The sequence below is a fragment of the Nitrospirota bacterium genome (assembly GCA_016214855.1).
Classification (GTDB): Bacteria; Nitrospirota; Thermodesulfovibrionia; order Thermodesulfovibrionales; family UBA6898; genus UBA6898.
Window position 1 is genome coordinate 266,453 of the sequence record JACRMT010000004.1, and the last position, 13,853, is coordinate 280,305.

Here is a 13,853-nt window from a genome sequence, read left to right on the forward strand (position 1 = left end):
CCCGTTCGACAGAAGGGTGATCACCGCATTGCGGTTGCACTTGACCATCAGATCAGGTATTCCGTCATGATCATAGTCGCCAAGCGCATAGGGCCATGTAACCGCAGGGATCGATCCGCCCAGCCGCAAGAACCTTGCCCTGTTCGTTATACGTCCAGCTCGTTATAACTGCCTGTCCTGAGCTTGTCGAATGGGTCTCTGAAAGCCTGTTCTTCTTGCTATCGTAGGTCCATGTGGTTGTGTTGCCCAGAGGGTCTGTTTCCGACAGTTTGTTTCCTACCGCATCGTAGGTGAAGGTTGTGCTGTTGCCTGCAGGGTCTGTCTTTTGGAGCACCCTGCCTTTGTTGTCATAGATGAATACCGTCAGGTTGCCGTTTCTGTCTTTGACAATCTCCTGTCTGCCTGCGATGTCGTGGCTGTATTCGATCTTATTGCCATATGCATCTATATGGGCAGTGAGTCTGCCTGTTTTGTCATAGATGTTTCTGACCGGGGTTATACCCCTGGGGTCTTTGATGTCTGTCAATCCATGGTTGCTGTTATACGTATATGTGGTCTTGTTGCCAAGCTGGTCGGTGACAGAGGCCAAGTCTCCCTTTGTGTTGTATTCATAGGTGATCACTCCGTTGTTCGGGTCGGTAATCTTTGTTATGCGTTTTTGGCTGTCCCTGACAAAGGTCACCCCTTTACCTGCAGAGTGGGTTATGCCTGCTGTGTTATATGTAACTGTGTTGCCGTTGGGGTCTGTGATACCCTTTACCCCGAAGCTCTGGTCAAGGTCAAAGACCATGCCCTCAACCGTGGTGAGGATATAACCATTAGGGTCGTAGGGCTCAAGGGTATCGAGGTCAAGGAGCAGGCCACTCGTAAAATAGAGCTGGCCCAGGTTTTTTGGCCTGAGGGTCGAGGTCGTGCCGGGCCGTGCATTATACCCTATGGCAAGGGTCAGACTCTCAAAGGGCATAAGGTATTGGCAGTTGGCCGGGATGCCGGACTGGTGATAGGTGTCTGTGGCAGTGACTGCCATGTCGAACTCCTCGACCTTGCCGTCAGGCAGGGTTATGGCAACATACGGGCCGAAATCGTTCTGGATACAGTATGTGGTTGATAATCCGGTCCCGTAGGCGATCTCATACCAGCCTACGCCCTGAAGCGTGCTCTCCTCGATCTTGATGTTCTGAATATCAATACTCCAGCCATATCCGAAATCACGGCTTGCCTTGTCTCTGCTGTCATACGTGCGGGTGACGGTCACCGGTATGCCGGCAACAGGGATGTTTACATCGGTAAACGATACGGTGAAGTTGCCTACCTTCATATCGCCGCTGATCTGGTATGTAACCATGGAAGACTGGGTTGCACCGTTTACGTCTGTTACGGTCAGGAGGATGTCATACAGTCCGTTCTTGAGAAGCGTTGGATCGAGGCTGCCGAGCGGGCTGCTGGTGACTGATGTGGTACCACGACTGAACTCAAGGAACTGGCTCTTTCCAACAGGCGAATACCAGAGCTGGTAGTACAGGAGGCCCTGACTGTTGGCAGTCCCGGTGATCGTCACCGGGGCAGAGACGTTTGTACCATCTGAAGGGCTTGTGATTTCGACCGAGGGCTGTGACGTAACAGCAGGGTTCCTGATACCAAAGGTCATTGTGCTGCTGGTGGTATTGGAACCGGCATCCGTTGCCGTGACAACTACGGTATGACTGCTTCCGGCTGCATATCCGGCTGTGCTGATCTGCGTAACCGGCAGGGTCGTTGTCTGGGTCAAGCCGTCAAGGGTCATGGCGATCACCGCATTCCCGGAGTTGTCAGTGGCAAAGGTCTCCTGGTCGCCGTTAGCAGCAGAGAGAGGCTCTACACTGTCGCATATCGAAGCTAAGGCAATAAGCCGCCTAAGGACAACAAAGGCGATTGCAGCCTTCAGAAGCATGATCTGTTGTTGTCTTTGTCTTATGTGGTCAATTGGTGCCATGTTTTTCTTCGTACTGCTACCCTTGCTCATGTTGTATGGTTTAAGTTGGCAACGTCCCACACGAGCTCTCATAGTTGATCTTCTTGAGGGCCTGCAGGGCCATGACGGTATCAAGGTTGGTCACTTCATACCCATCATGGCCTCCTCAGGCATAACTCAGCTCGTCGATATAAGAAAGAAGAAGGTTGCTGTCTGTGCCTGCCATGGAAAGAGCCTGTACGCGTTCGGAAAGGTGATCGCTGGTCTCAAGGCCCTGTGACCTGAGCCAGGTATCGGCATATTGATACTGGGCGGTGTATGGGTAGCTGAAGCGCTGCAGGGTTTCGATGACAGCAACGGTGGCAGGGAGAACGTCTCGCTGTGATATCTCGTTGCCCCATGAGCCGTCAGGGTTCTGGACGGAGAAGAGGTAATTCAGTCCCTGTGTGATCGCAGGCGTCTGCGCAAGGGCTGCAGATGCAGAGATGAACTGGATAATCACCAGCAGCATGATTGCTATCTTTTTCATGTATTTCCCCCCAAGTGGTGTATCGTTATAGTGTTGTTATCGCTCTTAATGATGCCTTATAAATTCAATCTCTGGAGCATCCGGGTATAACTACTACGGCTTTCATAATCACGATTTATCGTTTAACCTTGCGCCTTTTAAGGAAGGCAGCAGCAGCCTGCATCAGCATGATCTGCCGGTGGTGCCGCTGTTGTCTTCTATGGTCAATTGCCATTATCGTCTTGTTTGCCTGTATCTGTCATTTCGTCAAATTACATCGCCACGGTCATCACAAGATTGTATCCTGTGAAGGGCGTGGGCATGGCCCTGATTGCTGTTTTACAGCTAATTGTCCCTTGCATGTTAAGGTCTTAAGCTCTTTTGGCAAGGTGAAAGAACTACCATCTTGCGCGGTATGTCAGGCACTTTTCCAGAATGGAGAAGTGCCTCAAATGGCACAGCAGCAGGATCATAATCTTTCTCAATCATGATCGTATCTGACACAATGCTTAGAAAATCTTTATCATCAGATGCTATGCTTAACTCAACAATGTAGTCTGTGTTTAATGAGCTTATGAAATCTATAATTTGTAGGTATCTCTTCCCTTTTTCTTTATATACATACACGGGATATGTTTGATCAATCGTCTTAGTCTGTCTACTTCTTTCTCCTTTTTTAGCAACATCAACAGAAATATTGAAACGATATCTTTTATTCATGAAGTTCAATGAAATAGTTGGACCAGCCTCATTTTGTAGTAATAAGAAAATATTGGTCTTACCTGAACATATTCCCTTAAATTGTCCGCAGTATATAAGGCGTTTCTCTGCAGCCATCGCTATGGATGAACTGACCATCAGGACAATAATGATAATGACCGTAAGCATAATAGCTCTTTTCATTCGCAATATCCTCCAAGTTTGTTTTTTGCCCATTTTTGACAATTAAAACCAGTTAGGCAATAACGTTCCTCTGTTTCATCGAGTGATGCATCAGCTTTGACTGCGCTCAAAAGAGCTTGGGTATTTTTGCATTTTTTCTTCTCGCACTTACCCTGCATATCTCCATTATCAGCTGCTTGTCTATCTAAATTCAGATCAACCATTACATGACCGGGGCCTTTAATAATGCACGGCGATATGCCCTTTTGGGGGCTAAGAGAGGAACATACTTTGGGGACGTTGATTCTAATAGTGTCATTAATCCTCACTTCGCTTTTCCGCCCTAGCGATAGTTCTTGATATGCTCGAACTATTTACACCCACATGCCGGGCTATCTCTGCAGACGTCAGTCCAAGCTCATCCCTGCCTTTCAGAGCAATCTGTGCCCGCGCCCCGCTCACCTTGCGCCGCTTGCTCCCACCCCTAAGCTCCACTGAACTTATTCCATGCTGTTGACATTCCTCTTCAATTATCATCTCGATCGTCAGACCGCTACGCTTATTCCTGTGTTGCCGCAACTGCCGGCCTTCAGCATCGTTAAGCACCTTGTTCACAAAATCACCACCACCTAAAATGCGCTCATCAAAGGCCTCTTTCTGCCCCCTTCTCCTCATGGACAATACCTGGGACCATCCCCCCTGACTCCTGATCAGCCCTCCTCCTCTTAGCTCCTTTACGTGGTCTTCTCCAATTTCTTCGTTCATATACTTCCGGTATCCATGAAGGGCTTCCCGCCGGGTAATGCCAAACTGGGCCAGTACATAATCAGTATCCATCCAGGTGTTCCTGTCCTTGCCGATAATGGTACGATGACCGCTCCATTTATAGCTGTCCAGTTCTTCCATGGTCTTTACGATCCCCGCACGAAGCGGATTCAGATGGATGTACCGGAGAAGCGCCAGAAGGTATGTATCTTCGTCGCAGAGAATCGATTTATATCTGTTTTCAAACAGATGCCCGGTTCGATGATGGCGACGATTATAATACTGGGCATACCACGTCAGGAGTTTTCTCATGACAGAGGAAAGACCCTCCCTGCCACTCTTAAATAATAGGTGCACGTGATTGCTCATGAGCACCCATGCGTAGATCGTAGAACTGCCCTCTGTGACATTCTTCTCCAGACGTTTCAGGAAAAGAGCCCTGTCCTGGTCATCGTCGAATATGTCTGCCTTGTTGATGCCCCGCACCATAATATGATGCAGGGCTCCTGATATATCCAAACGGGCCTGTCGTGGCATGAACTATCCTATCGGGCATTCGCCTGTCTGTCAACTATATTACGCGTTTAGCATCTACGTCCCCAAAGTTCTTTCCTTTGAGATGGTCAATGCTGACGAAGATGCTGCTGGCTGCTGCTGACGAAATGGTACAGGTGATCGATACGGGACAGCTGCTATAAGAGTAATAGTGACAGTAAAACAGTTCGTCGGGGAGATAAAAGAAACTTTGACAACTTAAAGCATATGTTTATGTAATATTCATTAATTATTTGGAAATATTAACTTTTTATATATCTCCCGTTCTTCATTGCTGAGTTCATGCCAGAATTGTGAGCGCTCAAGCCTTCTCATCCTCTCCTCAGGCGGAATATGCTGCATTCTCCTGATCCTTCGGGTCATATCCTGACTATTTCCGGCAGATTGGGGGGCAACTCTCTGCAATCTTTCCCTCAGTCTTTCCTTTCCATGCGGATCAAGATCTCGGTATGTCCGATACCGTTCTCTCAGTTTCTGCCTTTCCTCCGGATTAAGCTCCCGGAACGTCTCAAAATTGCGCTGTATCCGTTTCCTGCTCTCCGGCGGCCGGGATTTCCATGCCCGGTAATTCTCGATCACCTGCTTCTTCTGATCAGGAGGCATGGATTGCCAGCGCTTTCTATTGTTCTCATTGTGGTCATCGCCGGCAGAGGCTGTACCGAGTTGCATCACCAGAAGCAATGCCGCAGCAGCCATGTATAACATGTTAGTCATGTAAGGCTCAGCTCCAGGGAGCTTCTTTCCGGTTCCTTTATGCTCCTGGACGGCTCTTCAGCAAAGGGCAGATCGTCAATCTTGACGAGCTCATCAAGCTCTTCAAAAAAGTCACCCTCCTGCAGAATGAGCAGATTTGCGATGATCTCATCCTCACTGATATCGCCGGCGGTGACTGCCTGGATCGGAGACTGCTTCCTGGCAAGCTCCTGTATGGATCGGCCCTTTAGTCCCGTATAATACACCGCAAGTCCCACGACAAGGATCAGGGCAGCAGCCAGTGACATAATCGCGCGCACTGAGACCGCATTCCTCCGGGGCTTCGCAGACTGAAGGATATTCCTGCGCATTCCGTCGGGAGGGGCACTATCCTCCCATGCATCAAGTACCTGCCACCCCTTGAGCAGTTTTGCGTAGTTAGCAGCGCACTGATCACAAACGCCAAGATGCTGACGAATGCTCTCCCCGGCGGCCGGAGCAAGCTCGTGATCCATATACGCTGACAGATTATCCTTAATTTCCCTGCAGTCCATGCCTGACCTCCTGTTCATTGAACACAGTTAACTGCTCCTGGTTTCATCTCTTAAAGCTGAAAGCTCTTCCGCAAGAACAGATTTTGCCCTGTGGACCCTTAACTTGATGGCATTGACAGAGCAGCCCATGATGCCCGCAATCTCGTCATACGAGAGGCCGTGATACTTGCTCAGGATCACGGCAAGACGCATATTATCAGGAAGCCTGCTCACGGCATGCGTCACCTTTTCCCTAAGCTGTTCCCTGCTGATACGCTCCACAGGATCCTCGTTCTTTGCAGGCAACTCCGGCAGCGACTCGTCATCAACAGAAACGATAACCGCCTGTCTTCTGACCCTGAGGACATTGAAGCAGAGATTTCTGACAATGGTATAGAGCCAGGTGGTGAACTTTGCTTCAGGGGTATAGGTTGCTGCTGCCTTATAGATGCGGATAAAGGCATCCTGGGTCACGTCCTCAGCCTCATCAGAATCATTCAGAAAACGCAGGGCAAGGTTATAAACAGAGCGCTGATGCCGGGCAACAAGGAGTTCAAAGGCCTTTGCGTCGCCCTTCCTGATCAGCCCCATGAGGCGGACATCGGTCTCTTCACTGCTGTCAGTCAAGCGGGGGGAACACGAGGAAACTCTTATCCGGAGCAGCTCCTGCTATCTTCACTTTTCTGCCTATGACCTCAAGCCTGCCTTCGGAAAAGAGTCTGATCGCCTCGGGGAATATCTTATGCTCCAGCCTCAGTATTCGCTCAGAAAGGGAGTCCTCTGTGTCTTCAAATGCAACGGGGACCGCAGCCTGAATAATAACCGGACCGGTGTCCATACCCTCATCGACAAAATGCACGGTGCACCCTGATATTCTGACGCCGTAATCCTGGGCCTGCTTCTGCCCGTGCAGTCCGGGGAATGACGGGAGAAGTGCAGGATGTATATTCATGATCCTTTCCCGGTATGCCTCGATAAGCGGTCTGCCGATGATCCTCATAAATCCGGCAAGCACAACCAGCCCGACCTCCCTGATCCTCAGTTCCCGGGCTACAGCCGTGTAATAATTATTCCTCGTCCCATACTGCTGCGGCACCATGATAAGAAGTTCAATGCCGTGCTTCCGGGCACGCTCGATAGCAAAGGCATTGGGATTGTCGGTTATCAGCAGGACGATCCTTGCCTTGAGTCCGCCCGATTCAATGGCATCGATAATAGACTGAAAATTCGACCCTCTTCCTGATGCGAGAACGCCGATATTCAGCAGTTCCATGTCCGCCCCGGTATAAAATAATGCATGCGTTAAATCCTCTTCAGTAAATTAGAGCCGAACATCAATAAAAGACTTCTCGCGCAAAGACTTGAGCCAGACCTTGTATTTCTCGTTAAAGAGCATCTCCTGGAGAGCCATTCTTGCCTCTTCCTTAAGTTCTGCCGCAGTCTTGGGAGCAGCTATCTGTTCAAGCCTGAGTATATGAAGGCCTCTGTCACTCCAGAAGGGTTTGCTTACGTCTCCCGGCTTCATCGCAGACAGTGCGGCACTAAACTCCTTTGCCAAATTTCCCTTTTCAATGAACCCGAGATCTCCGCCTGCGCTTTTGGTAGCATCCTCGGAATGCTGGCGTGCCAGCTCAGCGAAGTCAGCCCCCTGTCTGGCCCTGGCGTGGACAGCCTGCGCCTTTTCCTCTATCCCGCTTTTTTCGGCCGGATCCTTCGGTATTTTGAAAAAGATCTGGCGAATATGGAAAGCCCCTGTGCTGCCTCTGAAATCCTTATTTTCCTGCATGAATTTTTCTACATCAGCATCGGTCACGAGGATCTTGCTGCGTATCTGCTGATTCACGATCTTGCTCTGCAGGATCTGATCAGTCAGCCGCTTTTTATACTCCCCCATAGTGTAACCCTCTGTCTTGAGTGATTCCTGAAACTGGACATCAGTCATGGCATATTTCTTTTTTATCCCGTCAATGGTCGCCATTATTTCGTCATCAGAGACCTTTATTCTGTTGTTAACTGCTTCCTGGACCTGGAGCCTTAAGACAATAAGGTTCTCAAGAAAAAGGGCCTCATTTCCCTTGAAAAGTTTCGTTCTTTCCTCCTCGGGCAGACTCTTCACCGCTGCAGTAGCATCAGTCTCCATGGAGCGGTACAGTTCACTCCAGGTAATGACATCCTGGTTTACAACAGCAACAACGCGGTCAAGGAGAAATGTTGCCTGCGAACGCGTCGAGAGCATGAAAAAAAAGAACAGGCAATACACTATTTTTTTATAGATCATGAATACCTCCGAATTGATACTATATACCATGTTTTTTCGGAAAATCCATGTGTTTATTTTCTTATAAGCTTATGAGCTTTATTTATATTGAAGATTGTCCGATAATACTGCTATAATCTCGCAACTGAAGGCAACTATTGAAGAAAAGTGCTTTTTTAAAAGCCTGTTTCTCAAGACAAGTATTCATTTCAATAACAATTAAATCATCACGAGGAGGTTTACAATGCCGTATGATGCAACAAAGTTAGCCGACTGGCAGATTTCCGAGGAAGCCGAAAAGAATATGCCTTCCCCGGAGGAGTGGCGCGAAAAACTGGGACTGCAGAAAGATGAGCTGCTGCCCATGGGACGCCTCGCAAAGATCGATTTTCTCAAGGTCTTCAATCGCCTCAAGAACAATCCCGACGGCAAGTACATAGAGGTCACTGCCATCACCCCTACCCCTCTGGGCGAGGGTAAAAGCACGACCTCATGCGGCCTGATGGAAGGTCTCGGAAAAAGGGGCATGAACGTCGGCGGCGCGCTGCGTCAGCCGTCCGGCGGACCGACCATGAACGTTAAGGGCACGGCAGCAGGCGGCGGCAATTCACTGCTGATCCCGATGACCGAATTTTCTTTAGGTCTCACCGGCGATATCAACGACATCATGAACGCCCACAACCTGGCCATGGTGGCGATGACCTCCCGCATGCAGCATGAGCGTAACTATAACGATGAGCAGCTGCAGCGGCTTACGAAAATGAGAAGGCTCGATATTGATCCTACCCGGGTGGAAATGGGATGGATCATGGACTTCTGCGCTCAAAGCCTTCGCAATATCATAATCGGCATGGGCGGCAGGACAGACGGCTATATGATGCAGTCCAAGTTCGGCATCGCCGTCGGTTCCGAGTGCATGGCCATCCTCGCGATAGCAAACGATCTCGCAGACCTGAAGAAGCGGCTGAATAATATCACGGTCGCCTTTGACAAGAGCGGCAGACCCGTTACCACGGGAGATCTTGAAGTCGGCAATGCCATGGCCGCTTTCATGCGCAATACCATAAACCCCACGCTCATGTGCACGGCAGAATACAACCCCTGTCTGGTACATGCCGGTCCTTTTGCAAACATAGCCGTTGGCCAGTCCTCGATCATTGCTGACCGCGTAGGGCTGAAGATGTTCGATTACCACGTAACAGAGTCAGGCTTTGCAGCTGACATCGGTTTTGAGAAGTTCTGGAACGTCAAGGCACGCATAGGAGGTCTCAAGCCCAATGTCTCGGTGCTCACGACCACAGTTCGCGCCCTGAAGATGCATGGCGGCGGTCCCAAGGTGGTCGCCGGCAAGGCCCTGCCGGATGAGTACACAAAGGAAAATATCGGTCTGGTCGAAAAAGGCTGCTCCAACATGGTCCATATGATCAACGTTATCCGCAAATCGGGCATCAATCCGGTTGTCTGCGTGAACCGCTTTTATACAGACACCGATGCTGAAGTTGCCGCTGTCAAGAGGGCTGCAGAGGCTGCCGGAGCCCGTTGCGCAGAGTCCCAGCACTGGCTCAAAGGCGGAGATGGCGCTCTTGAGCTTGCAGATGCGGTCATCGACGCCTGTAAGGAAGACAATGACTTCAGGTTCCTCTATCCGCTCGAAATGAAGCTGCGCGACCGCGTGGCGCTTATAGCAAAAGAGGTATACGGCGCAGACGGCGTCTCCTGGCTGCCGGAGGCTGAAGCAAAGGCCAAGATGCTTGAAGACGATCCCCAGTATGCTGACTACGCCACCATGATGGTCAAGACACACCTGAGCCTGTCACACGACCCGACGCTCAAGGGAGTTCCAAAGGGCTGGACCCTGCCGATCAGGGATATCCTGATATACTCAGGCGCCAAATTCCTCTGCCCCTGCGCCGGCACCATCACGCTGATGCCCGGAACAGCATCCAACCCCGCATTCAGGAGAATTGACGTGGATACTGACACCGGAAAGGTAAGCGGATTGTTCTAAGCATCCTCTCGCCTCATCGCCGTAAAAAGGAACCCCCTGCTCATTCAGGGGGTTCCTTTTTTTTTGATGCAATAATCAATTTCCCTGAGATTATGATATGATGCAGAAAGCAAAGGACACGGGTGATGATAATGCAGCCGACTCTATCGGAAATCAGCAGTTCTACGGAGAGAGTTAACAGTAATGGATGAATTGCCGAAGGGCGGCAGCGAGACGATACTCGTGGCTGAAGATGATGAAACACTCAGAAAACTTGCCATTACGGTATTGAGCGAGTTCGGTTACACGGTCATTCTTGCAGAAGACGGCGACGATGCCGTAGAGAAATTTAAGGCCAACAGAGATGCCATTCGGCTCGTGATTTTGGATATGTTAATGCCGAAAAAAAACGGCATGGAAGCCTACGATGTCATCAGATCTCTCAGTCCTGATATCAAAGTGCTGTTTGCAAGCGGATATGCGCAGGACATGATCCGGAAGGAGGACATGATTGACGCACAGTTCGACTTTGTCATGAAGCCCCTCTCTCCGATCGACCTGCTCAAAAAGGTCCGGGATATCCTCGACAGATAATTCTCCATCCAGTCTCTCATCTGACCATTGCACTATGCGGCAACTCCCTTGGCAGGCAACAGGGAAGCCGTGCCCGAAAAAAAGCAATTCAGGCAGCGCGCGTCCACTTCTGAGGAACTGCGCCAGAAGCCGGGCTGTTAGTGTTTGTCAGAGACTTCGTATAAAATAGGTGGCATGCTTATCTATGCCGGAACAATATTCATCGGCGCTTTTCTGCTCTTCCAGATACAGCCGATGATCGCAAAGATGATCCTCCCCTGGTTCGGAGGGTCTGCAGCAGTCTGGATCACCTGTATGCTCTTTTTTCAGACCTGGCTGTTGGCCGGGTACATTTATGCCCATCTGGTCGTGCGTTATCTCAAACCAAGGATCCAGATCATAACTCACGCAGGCCTGCTCTGCGCAAGCCTGCTGCTCCTGCCCATTGTGCCTGCGGCCTCCTGGAAACCCTCGGGCAGCGAAGCTCCTATTCTGAAAATACTCGGCCTGCTTGCCGTTTCCGTAGGACTCCCCTATTTTCTGCTCTCGACCACAAGCCCGCTGCTGCAGGCATGGTACAGCAGAAAGTATAAGACAGCGCTGCCCTATCGCCTCTTCGCCCTGTCAAACCTTGCATCCCTTCTCGGCCTGCTTGCCTATCCGTTTCTGATTGAGCCGAATATCACGATCCGGCAGCAATCAACCGGCTGGTCCGCGGCGTACGCAGTATTCGTGCTGATCGCGATTATCACCGCATGGATAAGCAGGAATGCAGCAGTTGATGAGGTCTGCCCGGTCAGCGAACAGGCAGCAGCGGATCTGCCGGAATGCCGGCAGCCCTCGTTCACGGAAAAATTGCTCTGGGTGCTCTTTGCAGCCTGCGCCTCGACCATGCTACTTGCGGTTACCAACCACCTGACGCAGAACGTCACATCCATCCCGTTCCTCTGGATACTGCCGTTAAGCCTTTATCTGCTCAGTTTTATCCTCTGCTTTGACTATGAGAACCTGTACAGCAGAAACGCGTATCTCTGGATCGTTGCCCTTGCAGTCGGGGTCATGTCATACGGCCTGGTCAACTGGACTGCCCGCACAAGCCTGACGCTGGTCATTATCTCTTTTTCAGCAGGCCTGTTCGCCTGCTGCATGTTCTGCCATGGGGAGCTGGTAAAGCGCAAGCCGCATCCCCGTTTTCTTACTTCGTTCTATATCATGCTGTCTGCCGGCGGAGCGCTGGGCGGCCTTATCGTCGGTCTTGCCGCACCTTCGCTCTTTTCCGGATATTATGAGCTGCCGGCCTCACTTGCGATCTCTGCAGCGCTTCTCTTTATCGTGCATATCCGGCGACGCTGGTTTAATTTAGTTGGCAGCCTTCTTGTCGTCGGGGTGATGCTGTCCTGCGCTTACTATATCTACTCCTATCAACAGACAGCCCGTGCCATGGCCAGGAATTTCTACGGCATGCTGCGTGTCAATGAATACAACAAGGGCGAAGAGATCGAGACGAGAAGACTGGTGCATGGGGCTATCACTCACGGCGTTCAGTTCGTAGACCCCGAGTGGCGGAGAGACCCGATAGCCTATTATGCCCCGGTCTCCGGCGTGGGCATGGCAATAGAGCACCTCAGGAAACCGTCTATGCGGGTCGGGGTTATCGGACTTGGCGCCGGTTCCCTCGCAGCCTATGCACGAACGGGTGACCTGTTCCGCATATACGAGATCAACCCCCTTGTCGAAAAACTCGCCCGAGAAGAGTTTACCTACCTGTCTGATTGCCAGGGCAGTACAGAGATCATTCTGGGTGATGCGCGTCTGTCCCTTGAGCAGGAGAGAAACCAGCAGTACGACCTGCTCGTGGTCGATGCCTTCTCGGGTGACTCAATCCCGGCCCATCTGCTGACTACACAGGCGATCGAGCTCTATTTCCGTCATCTCAGGCCTGACGGGATCCTTGCTCTCCACATCTCCAATGCCCATCTTGACCTTGAACCTGTTGTCGATAAACTGGGCGCTGCCCTGGGCAAATATGCAGTTTTGATAAGCAATGCAGAAGACGAGGCAGAGGAGATCTATTCTTCAGACTGGGTTTTGATGACCTCAGAGCCCCTGACAGACCCTGATATCGCAAAGGCTTCAGCCAGGCTCAGATCAAACCCCGGGATGCGCGTCTGGACAGATGACTACAATAATCTTTTTCAGATTCTGAAAAAGACCCAGTTCTGGCAATAGACAGGCAGCTCTCCGTTACCTCGATACCAATGAAATGGCGTCAACGCTGCATGCTTTTCTGCAGATGCCGCAGCCAAAACATTTTACCGGATCAATGCGGCTGACTGACCTTCCGCTTACCGTGAGGCTGTCCACTGCATTAAAATGGCAGATCTGGTCGCAGAGTCCGCAACCAGTACAAAGCGCTTCGTCGACCCGCGCCGAATATTCAGCCCTAGCCATGGTCTCGACATGAATCCTTGACAGAGTTGTCATGGCAAGGCAGCCCTCGGCAGAACAGTTGCAGATGGCGCCGATGAAAGGGGTCATCATGGTCCAGATGGTATGGATCGCACCCTGCTCTTCCATCTCCTCCATCTGCTGCAGTGCGATCTCCGCACTCAGGGATTCGAGGCCCTGATCGGATGCTGTGCCAAAGTAGCTCATGTCTATGGCGTTATACCAGGGCTCAGGGCCGTAGCTGACTGCATAGCAGCAGCGGACTTCCTTCTTCTCAATATCCCAGCGGCAGGCACAGGGCATGCGGACCACGGTCCTGGCCTGCCGAACCAGTTCCCGTATCTCCTCGATCGGCAGCACCTGGCCAAAATGCTCCTGCTCTGCCTTTTTGATCAGGGCTGATCGTACCCCTTCGGGCAGACGACCCTTTTTCTGATAGATAGTTTCAAGTCTGCCGAGTGTCTGAAATCCTTCTTTGAAGGCAGAGGTTAAAAAGGTCTCGATATAATTGCGCCTGTTGAGATCAGACAGAAGATCCTCTGCATAGTTCGCCGCATTCTTATACCAGATCTTGCCTTCGCCGTGCTTCGTGCAGAATTCACACATCTCTTCGCTCCTGTCACTTATTGCTTTATTATTAAAGAGTTTTCGTGCACTGATAATAATGAAGAAAACTTAACGATGTTTTTTGCTTGCCATGT

At 50.8% G+C, this 13,853-nt stretch carries 14 protein-coding genes; 3 read left to right on the forward strand and 11 right to left on the reverse strand.

Annotated features, from left to right (window positions below):
• Positions 1-70: 70 nt before the first annotated feature.
• From HZB62_03300 to HZB62_03345, 10 genes are all read right to left on the reverse strand, one after another.
• Complete coding sequence (locus HZB62_03300; GenBank protein MBI5074189.1) at positions 71-1,972, reverse strand: hypothetical protein; 1,902 nt, start codon at positions 1,970-1,972, stop codon at positions 71-73.
• Positions 1,973-2,117: 145 nt separating this feature from the next.
• A complete protein-coding gene (locus HZB62_03305) occupies positions 2,118-2,480 on the reverse strand; it encodes a hypothetical protein (protein MBI5074190.1) in 363 nt (120 codons plus the stop codon).
• Between the two features lie 342 nt (positions 2,481-2,822).
• Positions 2,823-3,362, reverse strand: a complete 540-nt coding sequence (locus HZB62_03310; protein MBI5074191.1) for a hypothetical protein — start codon at positions 3,360-3,362, stop codon at positions 2,823-2,825.
• Positions 3,359-3,565 (reverse strand): hypothetical protein, encoded by a 207-nt coding sequence (locus HZB62_03315; GenBank protein ID MBI5074192.1) that lies wholly within the window; start codon positions 3,563-3,565, stop codon positions 3,359-3,361. The genes HZB62_03310 and HZB62_03315 overlap by 4 nt, the downstream gene beginning before the upstream one ends.
• 94 nt (positions 3,566-3,659) lie before the next feature.
• The gene (locus HZB62_03320) at positions 3,660-4,643 is read right to left on the reverse strand and encodes a transposase (protein ID MBI5074193.1); all 984 of its coding nucleotides are present in this window, start codon (positions 4,641-4,643) and stop codon (positions 3,660-3,662) included.
• A gap of 243 nt (positions 4,644-4,886) precedes the next feature.
• Complete coding sequence (locus HZB62_03325) at positions 4,887-5,375, reverse strand: DUF3106 domain-containing protein (GenBank protein MBI5074194.1); 489 nt, start codon at positions 5,373-5,375, stop codon at positions 4,887-4,889.
• On the reverse strand, positions 5,372-5,908 hold the full coding sequence (locus tag HZB62_03330) for a zf-HC2 domain-containing protein (GenBank protein ID MBI5074195.1): 537 nt from the start codon (positions 5,906-5,908) through the stop codon (positions 5,372-5,374). Before HZB62_03330 ends, HZB62_03325 begins: the two co-directional genes overlap by 4 nt.
• Before the next feature lie 27 nt (positions 5,909-5,935).
• A complete protein-coding gene (locus HZB62_03335) occupies positions 5,936-6,514 on the reverse strand; it encodes an RNA polymerase sigma factor (GenBank protein MBI5074196.1) in 579 nt (192 codons plus the stop codon).
• Positions 6,507-7,160: a phosphoribosylglycinamide formyltransferase gene (locus HZB62_03340; GenBank protein MBI5074197.1), complete on the reverse strand. Its 654-nt coding sequence runs from the start codon at positions 7,158-7,160 to the stop codon at positions 6,507-6,509. The genes HZB62_03335 and HZB62_03340 overlap by 8 nt, the downstream gene beginning before the upstream one ends.
• A gap of 48 nt (positions 7,161-7,208) precedes the next feature.
• Entirely contained in the window at positions 7,209-8,165 is a 957-nt protein-coding gene (locus tag HZB62_03345) for a peptidylprolyl isomerase (protein ID MBI5074198.1), read from the reverse strand.
• Between the two features lie 223 nt (positions 8,166-8,388).
• On the opposite strand from HZB62_03345, the gene HZB62_03350 reads away from it, so the two are divergent.
• The 3 genes from HZB62_03350 (at position 8,389) to HZB62_03360 (ending at position 12,933) form a co-directional block, all read left to right on the forward strand.
• Positions 8,389-10,152 (forward strand): formate--tetrahydrofolate ligase, encoded by a 1,764-nt coding sequence (locus HZB62_03350; GenBank protein ID MBI5074199.1) that lies wholly within the window; start codon positions 8,389-8,391, stop codon positions 10,150-10,152.
• A 183-nt stretch (positions 10,153-10,335) separates the two neighbouring features.
• Positions 10,336-10,725, forward strand: coding sequence for a response regulator (locus HZB62_03355; GenBank protein ID MBI5074200.1), 390 nt, complete (start codon positions 10,336-10,338; stop codon positions 10,723-10,725).
• 174 nt (positions 10,726-10,899) lie between these two features.
• Positions 10,900-12,933 (forward strand): fused MFS/spermidine synthase, encoded by a 2,034-nt coding sequence (locus tag HZB62_03360; GenBank protein MBI5074201.1) that lies wholly within the window; start codon positions 10,900-10,902, stop codon positions 12,931-12,933.
• 15 nt (positions 12,934-12,948) lie between these two features.
• On the opposite strand, the gene HZB62_03365 is transcribed toward HZB62_03360, so the two are convergent.
• Positions 12,949-13,758, reverse strand: a complete 810-nt coding sequence (locus HZB62_03365) for a 4Fe-4S binding protein (GenBank protein ID MBI5074202.1) — start codon at positions 13,756-13,758, stop codon at positions 12,949-12,951.
• Positions 13,759-13,853: the final 95 nt, after the last annotated feature.

Bases quoted from the DNA above. Each gene is read 5' to 3' on its own strand.
- HZB62_03300 (MBI5074189.1), bottom strand. From the start codon at position 1,972: ATGGCACCAATTGACCACATAAGACAAAGACAACAACAGATCATGCTT.
- HZB62_03305 (MBI5074190.1), bottom strand. From the start codon at position 2,480: ATGAAAAAGATAGCAATCATGCTGCTGGTGATTATCCAGTTCATCTCT.
- HZB62_03310 (MBI5074191.1), bottom strand. From the start codon at position 3,362: ATGAAAAGAGCTATTATGCTTACGGTCATTATCATTATTGTCCTGATG.
- HZB62_03315 (MBI5074192.1), bottom strand. From the start codon at position 3,565: ATGGTTGATCTGAATTTAGATAGACAAGCAGCTGATAATGGAGATATG.
- HZB62_03320 (MBI5074193.1), bottom strand. From the start codon at position 4,643: ATGCCACGACAGGCCCGTTTGGATATATCAGGAGCCCTGCATCATATT.
- HZB62_03325 (MBI5074194.1), bottom strand. From the start codon at position 5,375: ATGACTAACATGTTATACATGGCTGCTGCGGCATTGCTTCTGGTGATG.
- HZB62_03330 (MBI5074195.1), bottom strand. From the start codon at position 5,908: ATGGACTGCAGGGAAATTAAGGATAATCTGTCAGCGTATATGGATCAC.
- HZB62_03340 (MBI5074197.1), bottom strand. From the start codon at position 7,160: ATGGAACTGCTGAATATCGGCGTTCTCGCATCAGGAAGAGGGTCGAAT.
- HZB62_03345 (MBI5074198.1), bottom strand. From the start codon at position 8,165: ATGATCTATAAAAAAATAGTGTATTGCCTGTTCTTTTTTTTCATGCTC.
- HZB62_03350 (MBI5074199.1), top strand. From the start codon at position 8,389: ATGCCGTATGATGCAACAAAGTTAGCCGACTGGCAGATTTCCGAGGAA.
- HZB62_03355 (MBI5074200.1), top strand. From the start codon at position 10,336: ATGGATGAATTGCCGAAGGGCGGCAGCGAGACGATACTCGTGGCTGAA.
- HZB62_03360 (MBI5074201.1), top strand. From the start codon at position 10,900: ATGCTTATCTATGCCGGAACAATATTCATCGGCGCTTTTCTGCTCTTC.
- HZB62_03365 (MBI5074202.1), bottom strand. From the start codon at position 13,758: ATGTGTGAATTCTGCACGAAGCACGGCGAAGGCAAGATCTGGTATAAG.